The sequence below is a fragment of the Methanosarcina sp. MTP4 genome (assembly GCF_000970045.1).
Lineage (GTDB): Archaea > Halobacteriota > Methanosarcinia > Methanosarcinales > Methanosarcinaceae > MTP4.
On the sequence record NZ_CP009505.1, the window covers coordinates 3,848,247 to 3,871,031 of the forward strand.

The following is a 22,785-nucleotide window of genomic DNA, read 5'->3' on the forward strand; positions in this document are numbered from 1 at the left end:
ATAAGTTCAAGACATAAGTTAAACTGACAGCTTAAAATGCATACTTATGCGGGACCACCATGTTTGACCTGATCATACGAAACATAACGAACAGGAAAGTCCGAAGCGCCCTTACCATCTGCGGGATAGCCCTCGGGATTTTTGCAGTCATAGTTATGGGCGCCATGTCCGAGAACTTCCACCAGACTTTTGAGCGTTCCATGAGTGTAACCAGTGACAAGATCCGGGTTTTTGCCGAAAGCGGGGTCTTCGGAGGCGGGCTCACGGACGATAAGGTAAGCGATGTGCTTCGCGTAGCCGGGGTAAAAGATGCCTACGGGCTTTTGATGACCACCTTTGATGAAGACAAGATGGGCATGACCGGAAAGCAAATCCTCGGCGTCCCCCCTGAAAAGTCCAGCGTTGCCCTTAACCCGGTGGAGCTGAAAGCAGGCCGCTTCCTTAATCCGGGAGATTCCTATAGTGTGGTCGTTGGAAACAACATCAAAAGAGAATACGGACTTCAGGAAGGAAGCAAATTTGAAATCCATGACAAATATTTTACCGTTGTCGGAATCCTTGATTATACCGGCTCGATCTTTGATAATGCCGTGATCATTCCCCTTGAGACTGCCCAGGACCTTTATAACGTGGGCGATTCTGTATCCTACATCTTTGCCGTGCCTGACGAGAGGGTGGATGCCGAGATGCTCTCAAAACGCATCGAGTTAAGCGTAAAAGGCACAAGCACCCTTTCTCCGGGAGAACTTGAGGTGCAGGCAAAGCAATCCTTCATGATTTTCAGCGTAATAACGATCAGCTCAGGGCTCCTTGCAGCAATCATAGGCGGGCTGTGCGTGATGAATACGATGCTCATGTCTGTTGCAGAAAGGACAAGGGAATTCGGGATTTTAAAAGCCATAGGTGCAGAAACACGGGACATCCTGCTCCTGACCCTCGGAGAAGCTTCATTCATGGGCTTATTGGGCGGGATTCTTGGAATCCTGGTGGGTGTCGGGGCTGTCTATATCATGAATGCCTGGCTTGAAACGACAAGGATCGTCCTTTTCCTGATAACTCCGAGGCTTCTTATAATTGCCATGGTTTTTGCTCTGCTTATTGGCGCTCTTTCAGGGCTTTATCCAGCATACAGGGCTTCAAAAATGAGCCCCATGGAGGCTTTAAAGCATGCCTGAAGAAAAAATGGAGGGCCTGATGTCGGCAGAAAAATCCGGAAATGACGGACATAACGACGGACAGAAAGTTATCATGAAGGTTGAAAACCTCTCCAAGACCTATATCCGGGGCAAGATCCCTGTCCATGCCCTTCGCTGTGCCTGTATAACCGTACGGAAAGGAGAGTTTCTTGCCATCATGGGGCCTTCGGGTTCAGGGAAATCAACCCTTCTTGCTCTGATCGGCACACTTGAAGAAGCCACAGACGGAAAGATCATCCTTGACGGAACAGACCTGACATCTGTGCCTGAAAAACTGCTTCCCCGCGTGAGAAGAGAGAAAATCGGTTTTATTTTCCAGCACTACAACCTGATCCCTACACTTTCAGCTCTTGAAAACGTGGAACTTGCAATGCGCTTTTCCAGAGTACCAAAAAAAGATAGGAGAGAAAGAGCAAAAGCCCTGCTGGAAGACCTGGGTCTGGGAGACCGACAAAAGCATAAACCCACTGAGCTGTCCGGAGGAGAGCAGCAGCGAGTCTCGATCGCCAGGGCACTTGCGAACAGGCCTGCCCTTATTCTTGCAGACGAGCCAACCGGGGAGGTGGACAGTAAAACCCGGGATTCCATTGTCCGTATATTCAAGGAGTTGAGCGAAAAGGGGCAGACAATTCTTGTGGTTACCCACGATCCCGAGGTTGCAAAGGAGTGTTCAAGAGTACTCCAGATCACGGACGGGTTGATTAAAGATAATTAAAGGCAATAAGAAAGAAAAAAAGAAGTTAAAAAAGAATTTTACCCCTCAAATCTCACCGAGTTCCCAGCCCAGATGTTCTTTTATGACCGTATAAGCCATAGCAGGGGGAATAATCCCAACATCGGTTACGATCATATCAATGTATTCGGAAGGGGTAAAGTCAAAAGCCGGGTTTTTTACCTGCACGTGAGGAAGCTCAGCCAGGACTGCCGGATCTATTACCTCTTCTGCAGCCCTTTCCTCGATTTCAATGGGGTTTCCGACGATGGTGCTTGGGCTGAACTTGTAGGTCTCGGCTGCTACCATGAAACTCTTCCTGGCTTCATGGGCTGCAAGGGCAAGCTGGGAGGTCCCGATCTTGTTTACGAGAGCCCCGTTGGCTGCGATGGCATCGGCTCCCACAACAACTTTATCAACTTCCTTCATGTGGTAGCGCACCGCCGAGTCCACTATAAGAGATGTTGGGATTCCGAAATCGTTCAGGTGCCGTATGGTCAGGAGGCCCTGGCGCCGGGGGCGGCTTTCGGAGGCAAGGACCCTGATATATTTTCCTTCTTCAAAAGCCGTTGTGATGATGGAAAGAGCGGCGTGAGAGTTGCAGTGGGTCATGATAACATCCCCATCCTGAATCCTCCTGGCTCCTATTTTTCCGATCAGTTCAAGAGCCCGGTCAGCCCGGTCGATAAAACGGTTTGCATTCTCGATGATTTCCTGCCTTGCCTCTTCCACATTTCCGGAAGAGTACTTTGAGGCGAGCTTTACAGCATTCGGGAGGGAGACCGCCGTCGGCCTGGTACTGATGAGGAGGTCCGAAACGTCCCGGATTCGGGTATCGAACTCTTCCATAGAAACGACATCAATCTCTGCTGCATAGTCCCTGATTGCTCCGGCTGCAGCTTTTGCAATTCTGCCTGCACCCCGGATCTCCATTGTCCGGATCTTTTCCGCGGTATCCTCAACTTCTTTCATAGGATAGGATAGTAAGGATTCCAATTTATAGCTATCTTCCGGGCATTCCGGTAAATAGAGAAGAGCAGAAATAGAGCAGACCAGATTTAATAAGATCAAATCAGATCAGACCAGGTAGTCCAAAAAAAACAAAAAAACAGGAAAGAATTAATTGGAAGTTGAACAGGTCAGATCTCAGTTATTTCTTCAGACCTGTCCCGGTAGTAAGCAAAAAGCTCTTTTCCCCAGTTGAGGGCGGAAGGTCCGAAACACAGGACATCTTCCTTGTGGTCAAAAGTCCCGTCGTGGAAAGGAAGGGATAGGGAGAAGAAGCGGTCAGTCACTACATGGGAAAGTTCCAGATTTTCCCTGCAGACGTAAAAGTGTGAGGTTTCCATATCAATAAATGCACTTAACTCAGCCCGGTACTCCTCCCTGATTCTATCAAAGACAGAGTCCGTTACAAGGATTGAAACCTTCATCCCGCTTTTTGCGAAATTGAGGAAAAGGATCGGATAGAGAGGATGAAAAATGGAAGCTGTTCCCCATAAGCAGCTTGATCGGGAAATGTTTTCCACAAACTCCCTATGAGGCTCAAAAAGATGAGTTCTGTCGGGAGGTTCTGAGAATGTGCACTCTCCCAGCTCATCAATCCTTTTTAGGAGATGGAGAGGTATGCATTCGATTGCATGTCTTGACCAGTAATTGTAGTTGTTCCCGAAAACCCTCAGGACACCTACCATATCCTTCATTCTTCCGGCTATGGACCGCCCGAGAGGAGACAGCCTGTAGATATCGCCGTCCTTGAGAACCAGGTTTCTTTCCCTTAACTTTTTAATTTGAGGGAGAATTGCCACTGAACTGACATCTAGAGCGGACCTGATATCTTCAATGGTTTTCGGTCCCTCTTTCAAAAAAAGAAGAAGATTTTTTCTTTTCTCAGAGAGAAAAATCAGTTCGAGAAGCTTTTTCTTCATTACTCTGCGTAATTAGAGGTATCTTGATAAATATTTTACGTATTCATCCGGGCGTGAACAGCGTTATTGTGAACTACCCCTGGACCAAAGACCCAGGAATTTTACGCTCCATTTATAAATATATTTCATGCCACCCGCACTATACATAATTATTTTATACCATATGTGCCCGGTAGTAGGAGCGAATTTTAACAAATCTGAGTTATATAATTGAAGAAATATAAGACATTTCAGTCCATTCATTATGCAAAGATGTGATAAATCTGAAAGTAAGGAGAAAAAAGATTAAACAAAACGATTTAACAGGACAGCTGATGAATGGAAAAAAATTGCATGGGTATTTGAAGACAAAATTGTTTAAACACCGCGAAACATGCAAGTAGATGATCGAGAATCAGTGTCGGGAGAACTTATTTAAAGGTCGCTAAATAATTTAATGCCGATAAAATTTTAAAATCGTTTAGGTTATATACACCCATAACATAGAAAGAGAGTTAGCGGTTGAAGAGTTAAGGGGTTTTCTCTTACGCCGCTGGGGTTGAATCACACAGTTGGGAGCCAGATCAGAGGTGGCAAAAGGCTCCCAATTATTATAAAATAAAAGAATTCATTACACAAAAGTTTTTGAAAGTACCTGCAAACCATATCCACCTTAAAACTATATAATCTTTTTGAAATGTCGAACAGGTTAAGAAATTTGTGAACTTTTTTAAGAAAATATACAACATTACTGATGTTCAGACTCCTTGACGCCCAGCAAAAGAAAAGAAAGGAACTAAATAGAGAAGTTTTTATTTAAAAAATAAACGTATTTACAAACTCTTTTCAGGAAAAACGAAGAAAAACGGGGAAACAAAGAAAAAATCTACAAAAATAGAGGACCTTAAAGGGACTTTAAAAATTACGATGGCGATAAAATATTTAATAACAACAAAATATTTAATGGCTACGAATATTTTAATATATGTCCAAAAATTTAAGGAAACCCAATATTTGAATATTGATAAATATTTTATGTCGTTTATGTTATATATTCAAAAGTCGTAGGAAACAATGCAGATTGAGAGTTTTAAAGGGTTTCCTCTCAATCTCATGGGGTTGGATCATTGATAGGGACCGGCGGACGGGAACAAAAGGTCCCTATCTAACTAATCTGGCAATTATCGGAAATATATATTGACTTCTTTTTTATTTTGATTTTGCTACTGGTTTTGAAATGAATATTTTTATTTAAACAGGGCATCTATTTTACAAATAATAATAAGTCCAGTGTCATAAAGTAGATAATCTGGAAAGAGTTACACCCCTGACCCGGCTGTTATGTCAAAATCTCCCAGGACATACAGCTAAAATTGTCCAATTTTTATAAAGTAACTAATCATAAATAAAGCTTATGAGTGAAACCTCAAGTGAGCAATATATTTTCAAAAGAAGACCTGTTTTAAAAAGTTACGTGTACCGGCCCGGGTATGGCAACAAAAATTCCAGCACCCTAAAAGGTTTCCAGCCAAAGAAATCTCAGTAGGGGAAAACAGGAACAACCGTCACCTGCTAGTTTGCACAAAAGGTAAGAAGGGAGGAAATTAATACGAGATCAATCTTTTGTAATATGATTGAAATACAAAGTTTATAAATAATAACCCACAAATACGGAGAACAGTTTCATAAAAATTCATCATATCACTCAAAATTCAAAAATCAGGAATTTAACAATTGGAATTTAACAATTGGAATTCAAAAATTGGAATTCAAAAATTATGAATTAAAAATCAGGAATTCAATTTAGAAAAGGAGCTAAAAACTTGGACTTCGAAACAGCTGTACAATTTCACGGACACGTTTGCCCAGGGATTGCAATCGGATACAGGATAGCAACGCTTGCTGCCGAGCGCTTCAAAGACCGGAGCGAAGACGAAGAACTGGTCGCAGTTGTGGAAAATAGGTCCTGTGCCGTGGACGCCATCCAGGTTGTCAACGGCTGCACCTGCGGGAAAGGGAACCTTGTCTTTAAGGAGAACGGAAAGCACGTATACACCTTCTTCAAGAGGGGGGACGAAAAAGCCCTGAGGATTTCCCTGAAACCCGATGCTCTGCCCCAGGACGATCGGCACACTGCTCTCTTTGCAAAACTCAGGGCAGGGACTGCAAGCCCCGAGGAAGTAAAGGAGTTCAGGGCAGCACATGAAGCCAAAAGCCAGAGTATCCTGGAAAGGCCCGAGGAAGAAATCTTCTGGATTAAAGAAGTGAAAATCGAACCCCCCCAGAAAGCCAGGGTTTACCCCACAGTCATCTGCAGCGAATGCGGAGAAGGTTTCATGGAACCCCTGGGCAGGGTCAAAAACGGGAAAATAGTTTGTATCTCCTGTTCCGAAGCAGGAGAATGAGACCGGGCAGGAAAATGAAGCAGGGCAAAGAAATGAACGAAAAACCCCCGGAAACCATCGAAATGGAACCCATAGGCTACGTTGAAAACGATTATCTAGAACCGGTCTTCAATGAAAAAGTCTACCAGACGGTTTCGAAAATTATCCTGAAAGAAGAACTGGTAGATGGACTCCAACGGATAGAGGACTTCGAAAAACTCTACATCCTCTTCCACTTCAGCAAATCAAAAGACTACAAACTTGTTCAGCGCCGCCGCTACGACGGGAATATCTCAGGCGTCTTTGCCTGCAGAACCCCGCACCGCCCTAACGGAATAGGGCTCACGCGCGTCGAACTCATGAAAGTCGAAGGCAACGTGCTCCACGTAAAAGGCCTGGACGCAATCAACGGGACCCCGGTCCTGGACATAAAGCCATACATAAAAAAGATTGAAGAAGGATCGGACTGAAAAAAAGAAGCTAAAAAAAGAAGAAAGGGAAAAATCCCTTTTTTCAAATTTTACGTTTCAAATTTTAATTACATTTTGCAATTATTCAGCTGCTTTTTTCTATTACAGCTTTACGTCTCTATTACATATCTATTACATATCTATTACATCTTTTTCTTCCGCATTCCCAGGTAAATTCCGCCTGCTGCGATCATTACGAAGAGAGTTCCTACAATGTCGGCACCCGAGAAGGACATACCTCCTTCAGCCTCACTTTCAGCAGACTCCTTCGTCATCTCATACCCTTCGACGTAGTCAGGATCAGGAGTGGATTCAAGGGCTCTGGGCACGGGTTCCGGAGAATCAATGCCATATCCCGAATCTTCATCCACGATGGTCTGGTTGCTGCTTCCCGAAGACGCCGGCTCTTCCAGCCGGGTTTCTTCAATTTCACCAAGTTTTTCGGCAAGGCTTGTTTGGTGTCCGCCACTGTCATGATCGGGTTTCATTTCCTCAAGGGGCTGCTTCGTGACTTCCTCAATCGCTTTACTGAAGCCGGGCACCGAGACCAGCCCTGCAACGTACTGGTTGAGAATTGGGTTCCCGCAGGTATGGTGGCAACAGGAAGCTCCTTCTTCAACCACGGACTCCGCATATTCCCGCGCAAGGTCTTCAAGGACCTCCTCAGAAGGATTCCAGTCACCTCTGCGTGCGGACTCTATAAGGTTGAGCGCCATGGACTGGTAAGCGTAGGGGTTCGTGGATTTCAGGTGTTCGGCAACCCCCGTATCATACTGATCCTGGAAATAGGTCTCATAGACCTCTTTCCACATATCCTCGGTGATCAGGTCCGGAGTTGCAACGTCCCAGACCCGCATGTTCTCAATAAAGGCATTCATATAGCGGGTCCCGTCGTACCCGTCCTGCATCATGCCTTCGATCCAGGTGGGATTCATGTAACGGGAACGTAGGTCCTTGCTCAGGAAATGCTGAAGGCTCTCCACACCTTCCTGCCCGGGTTCGCGCAGGTTATTGATGTACATGTCAGGGCTACCCCCACTCACCCTCTCAACAGCCATTGAAAGCCCTCCGAAATAGGCTGCCACCATGGGGTGCTCCAGGGTCCCGTAGACATTGGACGTCCGGCTAAAGACTCCCACTTCCACGTCTGCAAGGTTCTGGCGGAATACGTCCGAGTACTGTTCTCCCCAGATGTCTTCACCGTAGACATACCCCATACGGTTGATATAGAGGTCTGCAACCTCATCCCTGTTATCCCAGTCCGCACCTGAGATGGCGTGCTCGATTCCCGGGGTGTAGGAACCTGGCGGCGGGCAGAAAATACGGGAAACCGAAAGTGCTTCGGCAGTTTCAGGGTCGTATCCGGCAGCAAGCAGATCTGCCTTAATCGCCACGGTGTTTTGCTTCACGTAGTTCGGGTAAATTTCATCATCGCTGGCGTTTGCCGCTAGTTTGACCGCTTTATCGATCAAGAGGAGCCGGCTTGCGTACATGTCCCTGTAGGACCCGGAAGTCGTGACCACAACATCGATCCTGGGTCTTCCGAGTTCGCTTGAATTGATCAATTTTACGTCCTTTACCCTTCCCTTGCTATCCCTATCAGGTTCCACCCCAAGGAGGTAGAATATCTCGGATTCCATTGTCCCATGGTTCCTCGTGGTTTCGATAGACCAGAGCAGGAAAGCGGCTTTTTCTGGATAAGTCCCATTCTCAGCAAGGCGTTTTGCAAGAAGTTCATCCCCAAGCTTGACCCCAACATTCCATGCAGCCACGGTAGGGATCAAACGGTCGTCAAAAGTGCACAGGTTCCTTCCCGTTGGAAGGGCTTCCGGGGTCCGGACAGGATCTCCCGCAGGCCCTGGTGGGATGTACTTGCCTTCAAGAGCATCCAGAATCCGCGGGATCTCAATGGTGCAGGCGTTGAGATTTTCCGTATACTCGATAGAAAGGTTAAGGTCGGAACTGACGTTTTCCGATACCGTGCCGAGCACAAGGGCCTGGGCTTCTTCTGCCGTCTTTCCGTTGAGCACTGTCTCGTTAAGGAGAGCCGTTGTCAAGCCTTCGGAGGAATTTACGGCTTGCACATGGGCTTTGAAATCCTCCCCGAGCATCGCCTCGACCATTGCAACCAGGCTTTCCCCGGTGGGGGGCTCGCCCAGGGTGTGAGAACCAAAGGGCATGAAAGTGGTCTTCAGTTCACTGAGGTAGTCATCCAGTTCTTCTATAAAGGAATCTGTCTCGATTTCATTTCCGGAAATGCTTTCCAGATTAACTCCAAGATCCGTGTCCAGGTCAAGTTCCAGGGTCCTGTTCAGGATAATTTCCCTGTACCCGGCTTTGACCGCAGGGTCAGCCGCCTGGTGGAACATGCTGATATCCTGCTGGAGGAGCGAAAGGTTCCCGTAAAGCCCGGAAGGCACGATGGTTGGGGTCAGGAAGTCCACAATCAGCATATTTGCCCGCCGCCGGTCAAAGATTCCTTCGGCATCCATGGGAAGCACATGAACCATGGGCATGTCCTGGAGAAGAATTGCCCCCCAGTCCTTTGCGGAAAGCCCGGATTCTTTTCCTGGCATCATCTCGATGCTTGTGAAAATCGTGAAAAGGGCATCAGCACCGTACTCTTCTCCCATGTATTTGTAGAAAGCCAGACAGTGGTGGGTTGGGGGAATGGAACCGTCATGGTAGGTTACGGACTCGTCCTGGTCCCAGCCCCACATCGGGTCGGGAGTCAGCAGCACGTTCCCATACTCGATATTCGGGATCACAAGATATCTTCCGGTCTCGTTTTCCCAGACCATTATCTCACCGGGCGCAGGCCCCCAGATATCTTCCATCTCTGCCTGCTTCTCTTCGGGAAGGGCTTCGAACCATTCAAGATACCTGGCTTCAGGGATAAGGATGACAGAGCCGTTTTCAACCATGGAATCAAGTACACCCGGAGCCCAGACCCCTACATTGTGCCCTCTATCCATCATGATTTCGGCAAGTTCGTCCCTATCGGGAAGGCTGCCGTTTCCAAGGTCGTAGCCTCTTTCCCTCATTGCAGGGAGCAGGTTTGCAAGGCTTGCCTGAGCGTCCAAGTAATAGTCAATGTCAGCCCCGACTGCGGCTTTCCCGGCTTCGGCAGCGTAATAGGGGATTACGATTTTCTTTTCGGAGTTGGCTTTGCGGTGGAGTTCCATCCAGGAAATTGTCCTGTTTACGAGCCACTCCATCTGGTAATCGATGGGATAGTAGGCGGAATCCCCTATCTCAGGGTCTTTGCAGCCGATTACGACGGGCTCGATGATTCCGTCCATTTCCGCAGCTGCAAGCTGGTATGTCTGTTCAGGCCCGACCCCGTGGGGAGAGTTTTCCCATTCCTCGGCACTTATACTGTAAAAGAGCCTGATCCCGTTCAGGGGCGTTACGTTCCAGGTCTTGAGGTCCTCTACACCCTGCTCCGAGTCTGCGTAATTAAAGCGCGAACCTCTCGAGACCACGATCACACTGTCAACGAGGCAGCCCCCGTTGAGCATGAGGTAGTCCCTGGAGCCCGGGTCCTTGTAGGAATAAGTAACTACAACAGCGTTGCAATCCTGAGCCTCAAAAGAGTTCACGAGAGCTTCAATGAGGGGAGCGTCCCTCGTAGTGACATACTTGAAAGAAGAATAAATAATTCCTACGGTGGGCTTTGCAGGGTCATAGCCTTCCGTGATGTACCAGTCAAGGTAATCACTGGATGAAGAATAGATTTCCGGAGCATCAGGGTGATAAATTCCGTATAAAGGACGTGAAACAGGTCCTCCGATAACATCGTAACGGTCTGCGAACTTCACACCCAGGAAAGTAGCGAGCCTCTTGAAGTTTTCTTCCGAATCATACATGAAATACTCATTAATATCGGCGTAATCGGGGTCCGAGAGGTTAACATTGTGCAAATCATAAGACTGGATCAGGTTTCCGACACTGATAACATAAGCCCCGTTGGCTTTTGCCGCATTGACAGTGGGAGATATCGTTTCAATTACCTGGGCATCCAGGTCCCTCATTAACACAATGTCCTTATCGTTAAGATCGAAGCTCAGGTCTTCATTGGAACGCCCGAAGTACGTGCTTATATTCATTCTGGCGGAAATCTCCGGGTCCAGAGCTACTTTATCCATTGTAAGAATGGAACTTTCCCTGGAAAAGACAAAAGCAACTTCAAGCTTTTCCGGGGTCTGAACACCGCCTCCATAGAAGGTGTCATTCATGTAACGTATGAGTGTTTTTACGTTGTGGTACCCTCCAGCTTCCCAGAGCTCCGTCATATTCGAGTCGCTTGAGTTCCCGAGGTCAAAAGCTTCGGGAAGGCCGTAAGAAACGACATGGGCACTCTGGTTCAGCGTATTGTTAATGTTTGTGAGGTTCCCTTCGTCAAGGGAAGCAAGAAAGAGCACTTTTTCCGAACTGAAGTCCGTGGCATTTGCCTCGGTGGCGTTATAAACGCTCACGTTTACTCCAATATCGTCGCCTGCAAGCACATCTTCAAGTGCCTGCATATTATAGTCCGTCCCCAGCACAAAGCTGATCGTGTTGTCCGATGCTGCGGCTGCCGATGTCAACAAAGCCAACATCAACACCGCGGTTAAGAGTTTTATACAAAAGCTTTTTCGAGAATAGACACGTCTATTTCTATGCATATCGAAACACCTATGGTATGCAGCCCGTACCTGTGTGTGGAAGCGGAGGCACGGGCTCCTTTTATCCATTATATTTCTAAATTTAGGGTTTTTAAGTAAATATAACTAAGAATAATATATTTTGAAGGTGTGTTATCCGGTACCCCTCATAACTCTCAAGATCTCAAGAGTAGTATTTGGCCCTCCATAAAAAAGGAGAGTAAGCGGCGCATAAAACTGCTAATACGCCGCTTTCCGGATTCCACTGAACTTATATGCACCCGGAATTACAGTTTCTTCTTCCGCATTCCCAGGTAGATTCCACCGGCTGCGACCAGCACAAAGAGGGTTCCTACAATGTCGGCACCCGAGAAGGACATGCCTCCTTCATCTTCATTTTCAGCAGACTCCCTTGTCATCTCATACCCTTCAACATACGGGTCAGCAGTAGATTTCGGGGCTTCGGGTGCAGGTTCGGGAGAATCGACTCCATACCCGGCGTCCGCAGCTGCCATAGTCTGGTTTCCGCCCGAAGAGGTAGTTTCTTCCGGCGGGTTGAGTTTTTCTGCAAGGCTTGTTTGGTGCCCGCTGCTGCTGTGGTGTTCATCTTCATCCTGAAGAGACTGCTTTGTTGCATCTTCGATCGCGTCACTGAAACCGGGCACGGAAACCAGCCCATTTACGTATTCGTTAAGGAGCGGGTTTCCGCAAGTATGGTGGCAGCAGGTGACACCGTCATTTACAACGGATTCTGCGTATTCCGAAGCAAGGCTTTTCAGGACGTCGTCTGATGCTTCCCAGTTACCCTTGAGAGCAGTCTCAAGCATGCGCCCAGTTATGGACTGATAGGCATACGGATTGTTATCCTTGAGCCAGTCGCTGAGTTCCGGATCTCCTACATAGGTCTGGTAGACCTGGTTCCAGACATCATCACTGATAAGGTCGGGGTTCAGGGCTTCCCAGCCCCAGAGGTTTTCAAGGAAGTCTGACATCTCGGTGGCTCCTGCATACCCGTTTTGCTGCATCCCCTCGATCCAGGAGGGGTTGAAGTACCTGGCATACAGCTCTTTTTCAAGGAAGGAACTTAGGGTCTCTACCGCTTCACACCCGGGGTTCCGGAGGTTGAAGATGAAAGATTCGGGGTATTCCCCGCCGGAAGCATATTTCACGGCAAGGTTCAGGCCGCCCAGATACTGGAAGAACTCGTCGGTGTCAAGAGCCCCGTAAGTATTCGAACTCCTGCTGTGCAGGGTGACCTCGACGTCCTTGAGGTTTTCCTCAAAGAAGGCTTCGTTTTCAAGCTCGTCGCAGCCCGTAAACTCCGCAAGGCTTTCACCCCAGATGTATTCGCCGTAGGCATTGCTCATCTTGCTGATGTAAAGTTCGGCAAGTTCCTCGGTATTGTTCCAGGTATTGCTCGCGGAAACCGCGTTACTCATGCCTGTGCCGTATGCCCCGTCCGCAGGCCCGAAAATCCTGAGGGTTGCAACCTGCCAGGAAAGTGAATCATTTTGTAGGGTCTCATTCAGTACGGCAGCAAGAGATTTCGTGTTTTCAAGGACGTAGTTGGGGTTTTCTGCTGTTCCGGGATACTCGGACTCGTCGCAAACCGTTCTCACAGCATAATCGATCAGGCGGATGTTGTTCGGGTAAGTGTCTCTGTACAATCCGGAGATCTGAACCATAACATCGATGCGCGGCCTTCCGAGTTCTTCGTCCGGGATAAAGACCAAGTCATCGTAGCTGTCAAAGTCATCGTCCTCGTCCTCGAAGTTCGGCTTTACCCCGAGGAGGTAAAGGATCTGGGACTCCATGACACCCTCGTTACGGGTGGTTTCCCCGGCCCAGAGGACATAGGCGACCTTTTCCGGATAGCTACCGTTGTGGCTTTCCCGGTACTGCCTGAGCATCTCATCAGCCATCTCAGTCCCGATTATCCAGGCTTCTTCGGAGGGGAGTTCCTCGGGGTCAAAGGAGTAGAAGTTCCGGCCCGAAGGCAGGGTATCCGAGTCCCTTACAGGGTCTCCCCCGGCATTAGGTTCGATGAACCTGCCGTCCAGGGCTTTTAAGACCTGGTTGATTTCGTTCTTACCCTCTGCAAGCAGGACAGCGTACTCTTCAGCCGTGGCAAGGTCTGCGGTCAGGGTTGCGTTCTCGCTGCAGCCGAGCACATTGGCCTGGGCTTCTGCGGAACTATTGCCGTAGAGCAGGACAGATTCGAGAAGGGCAAATTCGGCTTCATCGGAATTGTTGCAGCCGGAAAGAGCCGGGTCAAAGCAAAACTCTACATGTTCTTCGAAAGGTTCTCCGAGCATCGAGTTTACCATGCCCGCGAGTTCGGCTCCTTCGGGAGAGGTTCCGAGCACATGCAGGCCGTAGGGCATGGAAGTACTCTTGAGTTCTTCCAGCAGGTCGCCAAGCTCGTCCAGGAAAATATCCTCAAAAGTCAGTTTATCTTCGGCAAGGCTCATGTTCAACTGGCTGTCAAGCCCGAGTTCCTCTGTAAGGTTCAGGATCTCGGCCTTATGCATCACCACGAGTTCTTCGTCCATGCCCATGTCCACGGCATTCGTATAGTCGAGGATGGCTCCGTCAAGCTCCGCGTATTCCCCGTAAAGCCCGGCTTCAAGGACAGGAGGGATGAGGTGGTCGATGACAACGGCATTGCCTCTGCGTTTGGCCTGGACGCCTTCCCCGAGCCCGTCCATGACATAGGGATAGATAACCGGGATGTCCCCGTTCATCAGGGCAGGCCAGTCTTCACTGGAAAGACAGAACTGTTTGCCGGGAAGCCATTCCACGGTCCCGTGCCTGCCCATATTCACCATGGCATCTGCCCCGTATTCTTTCTGGAGCCAGAGATAGAAGGCAATGTACTGGTGGTGTGGAGGCAGGTCCTTGGAATGGTAGAGGGCATCGTTATCCTGCAGCCAGCCCCTGGTAGGCTGGGGAGCAAGGATAACCCCATCTCCGACTTCGATCTTCGGGATTACCAGGTACTTTTCGCCCCCTGATTCCCAGACCATGATATCCCCGGGAGCCCTGCCCCACCGGGAAATGACCTCCTGTTGCCGTGCTTCCGGCAGGGCTTCGAACCATTCACTGTAAGTAGAATTGGGTATCAGGGCAACGTCCCCGTTCTCAACCATCCGGTCAAGTTCTCCCGGAGCCCAGGTCCCGATATTCGTGCCCTGCACCAGGATAAGGTCCGTAAGTTCGCTTCCGTTCGGGATACTGCCGGAATCCACGGCATAACCCGCATCAGCCATTCCTTCAAGGAGCTTGCTGATACTGGGCGCAACGTCAAGGTAGGAAGCCCCGATCCCGTCCTTTCCGCAGCCGTGGTTGTAATAGATGATTGCAACCTTCTTTTCGGCTTCAGGGGTCCTTTCAGGGGAAAGCTCAACCTGGGCAAGGGTGCGGTTTACGAGCCAGTCAACCTGCCCCTGGATCGGAACGTAGATTTCCTCCTCGGTTTCAGGGTGAATCTCGGAGGTGGAAATCATGATCGGGTCAATAAACCCATACCACTCCGGCCTGTAGATCCTCATCATGCTGTCAGCCGGGAGAGGGCTGCTGCTTTCGTTCCATTCCGTAGAATTCAGGTACCCGTTCAGGACTCCGTTGATAAGGGGGATGTCCAGCCCTTCGGTATCGAAGTAGTTTCCGCGGTACGTAAAGGAGATGAGAGCGTCCACGTACGTCTCGGTCTCGTTCCTGATGAAAGGATCACACAGGTTGGAAGAATCACCATAGAAAGTGATAACGTTGACACCCCTGGATTCAAATTCCCGAATAAGGGTTTCGAAAGGTTCCACCCTGTTAGGGTAGTAAGAAGCATAGAAAGCCATGCCTACGGTGGGAGCACCTGCATTATAACGGTACCCTCCGTCCTCCCGGTTTGCATACCAGTCCAGGTATTCCTCATAGCTTTCGGCAAAATAAAGGTCTGAACCGTTAACGAAGTCAGGGTGATAGATAGCTCTTTTAGGAGGACCTATCGGAGCCTCTATCTCGAGGTCATTCCTGCCATAGTACTCGCTTGCGAGGTAAAAAATCATGTAGTCCAGGTTTTGGTCATCTGCAGGTATGTTTGACCAATAGCTCTGGAGAAAAGCCTTCAGCTCGGCTTCGTCATCAAATTTTGAAGGGATCGGTTCAGGATTATCAGAAAGGGTAGTAGTCTGACCAATGACCACAGCTCCGTTTGCAATTGCCTCATCAATATCGTCCCGAAGCAGTTCCGCATCCTGGGTAAACATGTTGATGTAAATGATATCCATACTACCGAAATCGACCTCAGTATGGTTTTCCAGGTTATTCGGCGTAAAATAGCTCACTGTAAGGTTCAGGTCACTGTTGCTATTGAGCCTGTTTACCGCAGTCTCAAGCTGGTAGTCATACCTGTATCCGGTGATGATTGAAACGTTTAGGTGAGGGCTGTTTGATAGGTTCGTATACTTTTCTTTTAAGAGCACGACATCAACATAAGGTTTGGCAGAGCCCATTTTAGGTTTGGCATACCCACTAACAATTGAGCGGTCAAGAAAGCCCAGAACTTTATCATGAGGAACGAGGTCATCGGAACTTATAGTGATATTTTGATTAGAGAGATCAGTACCAATTGAAACTGCAAGATTTCCAGAGCCACTGTACCATAACCAGGTATCCGTACTCTTATATTGAGCGTAAGTAGCGGCAAGTAATTCATATTCACCGTTTGGGATATCTTCAAAAGAGTAGTATCCATTCTCGTCACTGGTAGTATTAGCTACAAACTCTTCATCAGAACTTATCAACACAACATCAACATACGGTTTGGCAGAACCCATTTTAGGTTTGGCATACCCACTAACAATTGAGCGGTCAAGAAAGCCCAGAACTTTACCATGTGGAACGAGGTCATCGGAACTTATAGTGATATTTTGATTAGAGAGATCAGTACCATTTGAAACTGCGAGACTTTCAGAGCCACTGTACCATAACCAGGTATCCGTACTCTTATATTGAGTGTAAGTAGCGGCAAGTAATTCATATTCACCGTTTGGGATATCTTCAAAAGAGTAGTATCCATTCTCGTCACTGGTAGTATTAGCTACGAACTCTTCATCAGAACTTATCAGCACAACATCAACATACGGTTTGGCAGAGCCCATTTTAGGTTTGGCATACCCACTAACAATTGAGCGGTCAAGAAAGCCCAGAACTTTATCATGAGGAACGAGGTCATCGGAACTTATAGTGATATTTTGATTAGAGAGATCAGTACCATTTAAAACTGCAAGATTTCCAGAGCCACTGTACCATAACCAGGTATCCGTACTCTTATATTGAGCGTAAGTAGCGGCAAGTAATTCATATTCACCGTTTGGAATATATTCAAAAGAATAATATCCATTCTCGTCACTGGTAGTATTCGCCACTAGTTCATACTTAACTCCTTCACTTCCAGCTGCAGGGCAAGCAGAGACCAGCATAAAGAGCAGTAAAAGTATCAATCCAAAAATTTTAGCGTATTTTACAGGGTTTTTTAATTTATCAGTCCGAATTCTTTCCATTGTATCTCCTCATAAAAAATAAAATTATGTAAGCCCTGATAAGGGGCTGAACACCGGGTTAAGGATTGCAAAGGGACGGGAATTGCAAGCCAAAACATATTTTGAATGAAATCCCCGGAGACGGAAACATACCGGGAAAATACATTTCCGGAGGGGCGTGATTATAGAAATTGAACACAAGTTTACTTTCAAAAAGATGAGCAAATGCCAGCCACAATAGATTGAAAATATATTGATGCGCCAACCATGAATATGACATCGTTTTTTTATGACAGTTGATCCCACCTTTTCCGTTCAATAGTCTCCACTTACGGAACAACTCAAGTTGAGTTTATTTGACATATAATCCCTATTTTTTGGGTAACGATCGTTACCCTGAAAGGTAACAAGAAGCTAAAAAGGCTGGAAAAAATAGCCCAATCGAATAGAAAAATTCGTCAAATAAAAACCAATAAACACTGTACCATAAAAAAGAGGAGATGAAGAAAAGAAAACAATAGAAGTAAAAAAAGAGATCAAGAGAAAAGAAATCAAGAGAAGTAAAAAACAAAAAAAGGATTTGAGGGCACTGAAATAAATAATGCCCCCAGTCTATCGAAGTCTCAAAGCTTTCTCTTCCTGAATCCGAGATAGATACCTCCCACTGCTGCAAGTACGAACAAAGTACCCACAACGTCAGAACCTGAGAAAGACATCGGACTTCCTCCCTCGGAACCATCTGCTGCATCTTTCTGCATCTCGTAGCCTTCCACATAAGGATCTGATTCAGCAGATGAAGAGCTTTCCGGAGCATCGGGGGTTTGGGTCCCATATCCGGCATCAGTTTCCTGAACGGTTGTCTGGTTCGCACTCTTTACCACAGGGGTAGAACTGCCCCTGTTACCACTGCTGCTACTCGTACTGGGTGAGGTAATAGGAGTAGTCTCCGGGAAATCGGTTGCTTCGGTGATCTTATTATTGTATGCGTCCTGAAGCTCCTGGCTGACTCCCGCAACAGACATCATGCCTTTCACGTACTCATCAAGCAGGGGATTTCCGCAGGTGTGGTGGCAGCAGGTGACACCGTCCTCTACAACTGACTTTACGTACTCGGAAACAAGCTGGTCTCTTATCTCGGTGTTCTCCCAGTAGCCTTTACGCATGGTTTCCAGCATCCTGGCTTCTATTGACTGCATGGCGTAAGGGTTGTTTTCCTTGAACCATTCCTGCATGTCAGGGTCGTTGATGTACGTTTCATAGACGAGTTCCCAGTCGCTGTCATCCACAAGGTCCGGGTCACAGACTTCCCAGCCCCAGAGGTTGTTTACGAACTCTGCCATAAGCTTGCCTCCGGAGTATCCGGATTCCATCATGCCTTTGATCCACTGGTCGTTGAGGTACCTGGACCGAAGGTTCTTTTTCAGGTACTCGTCCATCGGAGTCATCCCGCAGTTTTCCGCGTCCTGGCTCCGGGTATCGGAGACGTACATCTCCGGGGTTTCCCCTGAAAGGTACCTGCTCACAAGGTTCATACCTCCGAAATACTGGAAGAAGTCGTCGTTGTCAAGAGTGTCGTAGAGGTTCGAGGAATCCGAGTGGACAGACGCATCCGCTGCTTTCAGGTTTTCTGCCAGGAGTTCGGAACACTTTTCACCCCAGATATCGGTCCCGTAGGCATAACCCATCTTGTCGAGGTAAAGCTCGGCAATTGTTTCCTCGTTTTCCCAGGTCCCACTTGCACCGATGGCATTGGCAACCCCGATCTCATAAGTCCCGTCTTTAACCGCAAAACAGCGCATTTCGGACAATTGCTTTGCGGTATCACTGTCATACCCTGCAGCGACAAGGGCAGCAAAGATCTGCTGGCTGTTCTCATTCACATAGTTCGTATAGTTGGTATCCGGGACTGTGGATTGGTTGGCTGCAAGCCTGACAGCCTCATCGATCATTTTTATCTTGTCAGGGAAAGCGTCCCTCATCCCGGCGGTCGTATAGACAATGTCGATCCTCGGCCTGCCGATCAGGGATTCATTGCGCAGGAGTGAGTCTTCAGGCAGGAGCGCATACATTTCGGACTCGTTCATGACCGCAAACACAAAATTTCCTTCATCGTCTACTTTTAGCTGCCTGGTTTCATCGTCCCAGATAGGCTTTATCCCGAGCAGGTAAAGCACTTCGGCTTCAAGGGTCCCGTGGTCTCTTATGAACTCCACACCGAACCTTGAGAACGAAACTTTTTGCGGGTATTCCCCGTATTTTCCGTAGTAGTCCTCAAGCAGGGAATTTGCCATGGCAACTCCCAGTTCCCAGGCAGCTTCCGAGGGGTAAAGCCTCGAGTCCACCCCGTAGAAGTTGCACCCTGTGGGGACCGAATCAGGATTCTGAATCGGGTCCCTGCCTGACCTCGGAGGGATGTAGCCGCCTTCAAGGGCTGAGAGCAAATGGTCCATTTCCTGGGAACACTGCCTGAGCCTGTCCCTGTATTCAACCCCTATCTCAAGGGCGGAGCTCACCGAACTCTCGTTACTTCCGTAGACCAGGTCCTGGGCTGCTTCGGGGGTGATGTTACTGTTGCTGCTAACCACTTCCCAGACAAGCCGGTCCACCCTTGTGTCATCCGAGGGAATCCCGAGCGGGTATTCCGTTGTATCGGAATAGAAGGCAGCTTCCACAGCTTTTTCAAAGCTGTTTCCCATCATTGCCCTTACCATCAGGCTCATCTCGTCCCTGTGCAGGTCCAGGATGTCGGCTTTGTATTCAAGCCCCTGTTTCAGGTCGATGTTTACCGAGCTGTTGTTGAAGCCGTAGAGCGCGTCCTGGGCGTCCCGGTACTTTGTACCGTTGTATATGACATCCCTTACAAGGGCATCTACTTTCGTATCATTTTCAGGAATGCCTGCAGGGTAGAGAGTTGAGTTGGAATAGAAAGCAGCAGTCACATTCCCTTCAAATGAAGGCCCGAGCATAGTCCTGATAACCGGAGGCAGGTCTTCCAGTACAGGTTCGACAACTCTGTCTTTGTAGCTTAAGCCGAACTCCAGGTCACTGGTTACGGATGAGTTGCTGGAACCGTATACAATGTCCTGAGCCGTTGCGGGCTCCGTCCCGTTGATTAGAACTTCCCTTATCATCCGGTCCACATCCGTATCCCCCTCAGGAATACCTGCGGGATACCCTCTTGCATTGGTATAGAAAGTAGCGGTCACATTCCCTTCAAAGGATGCACCCATGATTGCCCGGATAATGGATACCAGTTCACCCTCCTTTTGCTCCAGGCTCTTTTCGGGAGGCACCTCCCCGAACACATGCATGCCGTAGGGAATATTTTCCTCGGAAATTTCTTCGAGATACTCGTGGAGGACGTTTTTCACGAAATCGTTGAAGAAGGTTTCATTGGTCCTGAGCTCTTCGACCATGCTTTCGTTTACGTCAAGGTCTACATCGAGCTTGAGTTCAAGCATCTCATCGATTATGAGCTTCCGGTATTTTTCCTGCACATCGGTCCCGCTCATAGCAGGGTCGTAGTAGGACTGGATGTTTCCGGCAAGCCCTGCCATTTCCCCGTGCAGTCCGCCCTTTTCAAGGGTCGGGGTCAGGTGGTCGATTATCAGGGCGTTTCCACGGTATTCCGCAGTCAGGCCTTCTCCCACGTTTGCCACGATATAGGGATAGATGTTCGGAATATCCTGAAGCAGGAGGGGAGACCATTCCGCTGTGCGGTTCATCCCGTACGCCGAACCAGGGAGCCATTCATGGGTCCCGTGGGTCCCGAGGTGGATCAGGGCATCAGGCTTCCATTCCTCGTTCTTATTCAGCCAGAGATAGAAAGCAATGTACTGGTGCGGGGGCGGGAGGATGCTGCTGTGGTACATGGCATTTTCATTCTGCATGAAACCCCTGGCAGGCTGGGGCATGAGCCAGACGTTCCCACAGCGGACAGCCGGGATCACGATATATTTCCCGCTTTCGTTTTCCCAGATCATGTGACTCTTGTCCGAAGGCACGTCTTCTTCCCAGGGCGCACCCCACTCTGCAATGGTAGCTTCCCGGAGGTCTTCGGGAATTTCAGCCTCAAACCACTCCCTGTAAGTCTCCATTGGCAGGAGCACCATGTCCCCGTTTTCAATTCCGTTCTGGACCATTGCCTCAAGTTCCCCGGGAGCCCAGGAACCGACATTCCTGCCCCGGTCCTGGATCCTGTCCAGCAGTTCCGTTGAATTTTTCGGGGCGTCCTCGATATTATAATTCCGTTCACTTTCATTCATCTTTTGAAGTATGGAAACCATACTCGAGATAGTGTCAAGGTAACTTGCCCCGACGTTGTCTTTTCCAGGCGGGTAGTTGTAATAGATGATTGCAACGTTTTTCTCAGTGTTATCCTTGAGTTTCAGTTCTGCCCAGTTTATCGAGCGGTTTGCAATCCAGTCTACCTGGGCAGGGATTGCCTCATATACGTACTCGTTCCAGGAAACCTGTATATTCTTCCCGACCACGATGTACTCGAAAATCCCGTCCCTGTCCGGAGCCATAGTCTTTCGGGCGACCTCTTCGGTGGGAATCCCCCTGTTAGCGTCGGCGGGGTCATCGGATTCCGAAGCCACGATGCCTTTCAGTACCGCCACGTCCAGGTCCTCCAGTTCCTCGATTCCGCGGGTATAGTTTTCGTAATTAAGTGCGAAGCTCTTTAGAGAAATCGCACACTGAATGAGGGGTTCACCGCTTTCGTCACAATAAAATTCGGTGACATTGTTAAACGTATCAAAACCTGCGATTACGTTGCAGTCCTTGCTTTCAAGGTCCCTGATAAGGGCATCCACAACCTCGGTATTCCCGTCTTTGTAATCGCTCTTATGGAACCATATCCCGATTGTGGGACGGTCCGGGTCATAGACCCTGTGCTCCCCGTTTGAGCTGTTGCCGTACCATTCAAGGTATTCGGAGTTGTTGTCGAACCAGTACTTATCGACCGGAGAATCCGGATGGTAAAGCCCGGCAGGCAGGATTATAGGGTCCTCATATTCCCAATCCGCTGTCAACTCCGTTTTGCTTGAGAAATTCTGGGCAAGGTAGGCAAGGAAATTTCTGGAGTTTTCCTTGAGGAATTCCTCCTCTACCCCGATGTTGTAAAAGTACTTCTCGACCATACTTCCGTTTTCATCCCCAGGGTAGGCATAGTCATAATCGGACATATTAAAAGAAGCCCCGGGGAAGGAGGTGATGTCGATTAGCACGGCACCGTTCGACTTTGCCCTTTCAAGGTCATCTCCGACCTCATCAAAAACCGAATCCCAGAGCATGTAGGTGAATATGATGTCCGGGTTCCCTAAATCGACCTCCGAAAAGTCCGTGGTTCCGGATTCGTAATATGTCAGGTTCAGCTTATCTTTATATGGACTGGTATTCCAGCCCTCTTCAAAAGCAGCCTGAGTACCATAGCTTATTACTGTTATATCAACGTGGTTTTCATCTGCCGATACCGTTGGCGCAAGCAACAAAAGAAGCACTGCGCTTAAAAACAATAACCTGAATTTTAGACTCTACACAATATCCCCCACAACTTCTTGTGAAATTCCGGATCACCCCTGGAGAAAAATTGCCAGAATGTCGGAACCACAATTTCATTTTCTTTTTAGAACCGAATTAGATTGTACTGGTGTGCTACAAAGAAATCCGGATAGCCAGGTTGTAAAAATGAAGCTGGAAGCTCTCATTCCGGCATTAAATCCAGATCCAGAACCACCAGTAACTAATCAATAGCGACCCCACAGACCCATTCGATACTCATGAGCTGTAAGGGTATAAAATATATAAAAAATAGTTTTTGGCTAACGATTATTAGCCATTTGGATAAAAAGACCGATTTAAGGCATATTTAACTGATAAAAAACATAAATCACACACTAATTTCAAATAAATCAATAATGAGAATGAGT

The 22,785-nt window shown here is 48.1% G+C and carries 9 protein-coding genes; 4 read left to right on the forward strand and 5 right to left on the reverse strand.

The features are described from left to right. The first annotated feature begins 59 nt into the window (after positions 1 to 59). Positions 60 to 1,175, forward strand: coding sequence for an ABC transporter permease (locus MSMTP_RS16190; protein ID WP_048181593.1), 1,116 nt, complete (start codon positions 60 to 62; stop codon positions 1,173 to 1,175). A gap of 19 nt (positions 1,176 to 1,194) precedes the next feature. Further along, on the forward strand, positions 1,195 to 1,911 hold the full coding sequence (locus MSMTP_RS16195; protein ID WP_048183854.1) for an ABC transporter ATP-binding protein: 717 nt from the start codon (positions 1,195 to 1,197) through the stop codon (positions 1,909 to 1,911). 45 nt (positions 1,912 to 1,956) lie between these two features. Here the strand turns inward: MSMTP_RS16195 and MSMTP_RS16200 are convergent, their stop codons facing one another. Further along, the gene (locus tag MSMTP_RS16200; RefSeq protein ID WP_048181596.1) at positions 1,957 to 2,880 is read right to left on the reverse strand and encodes a ribose 1,5-bisphosphate isomerase; all 924 of its coding nucleotides are present in this window, start codon (positions 2,878 to 2,880) and stop codon (positions 1,957 to 1,959) included. Positions 2,881 to 3,047: 167 nt separating this feature from the next. Beyond that, positions 3,048 to 3,836, reverse strand: coding sequence for a winged helix-turn-helix domain-containing protein (locus MSMTP_RS16205; RefSeq protein WP_048181598.1), 789 nt, complete (start codon positions 3,834 to 3,836; stop codon positions 3,048 to 3,050). A gap of 1,802 nt (positions 3,837 to 5,638) precedes the next feature. On the opposite strand from MSMTP_RS16205, the gene MSMTP_RS16210 reads away from it, so the two are divergent. Both MSMTP_RS16210 and tsaA read left to right on the forward strand, forming a co-directional pair. Further along, complete coding sequence (locus MSMTP_RS16210; protein ID WP_048181601.1) at positions 5,639 to 6,220, forward strand: FmdE family protein; 582 nt, start codon at positions 5,639 to 5,641, stop codon at positions 6,218 to 6,220. Positions 6,221 to 6,252: 32 nt separating this feature from the next. After that, complete coding sequence (tsaA, locus tag MSMTP_RS16215; RefSeq protein ID WP_082090773.1) at positions 6,253 to 6,669, forward strand: tRNA (N6-threonylcarbamoyladenosine(37)-N6)-methyltransferase TrmO; 417 nt, start codon at positions 6,253 to 6,255, stop codon at positions 6,667 to 6,669. A 143-nt stretch (positions 6,670 to 6,812) separates the two neighbouring features. Here tsaA and MSMTP_RS16220 read toward each other — a convergent pair whose 3' ends face one another. From MSMTP_RS16220 to MSMTP_RS16230, 3 genes are all read right to left on the reverse strand, one after another. After that, positions 6,813 to 11,270 (reverse strand): cobaltochelatase subunit CobN, encoded by a 4,458-nt coding sequence (locus MSMTP_RS16220; RefSeq protein WP_231582828.1) that lies wholly within the window; start codon positions 11,268 to 11,270, stop codon positions 6,813 to 6,815. A gap of 332 nt (positions 11,271 to 11,602) precedes the next feature. Next, the gene (gene cobN / locus MSMTP_RS16225; RefSeq protein WP_231582829.1) at positions 11,603 to 16,873 is read right to left on the reverse strand and encodes a cobaltochelatase subunit CobN; all 5,271 of its coding nucleotides are present in this window, start codon (positions 16,871 to 16,873) and stop codon (positions 11,603 to 11,605) included. Positions 16,874 to 17,475: 602 nt separating this feature from the next. Further along, a complete protein-coding gene (locus tag MSMTP_RS16230) occupies positions 17,476 to 22,344 on the reverse strand; it encodes a cobaltochelatase subunit CobN (RefSeq protein ID WP_052718438.1) in 4,869 nt (1,622 codons plus the stop codon). Between the last annotated feature and the right edge of the window lie 441 nt (positions 22,345 to 22,785).

Excerpts from the sequence above, each read along its gene's own strand:
- MSMTP_RS16200 (WP_048181596.1), bottom strand. The coding sequence starts at position 2,880 with ATGAAAGAAGTTGAGGATACCGCGGAAAAGATCCGGACAATGGAGATC.
- tsaA (WP_082090773.1), top strand. The coding sequence starts at position 6,253 with ATGAACGAAAAACCCCCGGAAACCATCGAAATGGAACCCATAGGCTAC.
- MSMTP_RS16205 (WP_048181598.1), bottom strand. The coding sequence starts at position 3,836 with ATGAAGAAAAAGCTTCTCGAACTGATTTTTCTCTCTGAGAAAAGAAAA.
- MSMTP_RS16195 (WP_048183854.1), top strand. The coding sequence starts at position 1,195 with ATGTCGGCAGAAAAATCCGGAAATGACGGACATAACGACGGACAGAAA.
- MSMTP_RS16220 (WP_231582828.1), bottom strand. The coding sequence starts at position 11,270 with ATGTTGGCTTTGTTGACATCGGCAGCCGCAGCATCGGACAACACGATC.
- MSMTP_RS16190 (WP_048181593.1), top strand. The coding sequence starts at position 60 with ATGTTTGACCTGATCATACGAAACATAACGAACAGGAAAGTCCGAAGC.
- cobN (WP_231582829.1), bottom strand. The coding sequence starts at position 16,873 with ATGGAAAGAATTCGGACTGATAAATTAAAAAACCCTGTAAAATACGCT.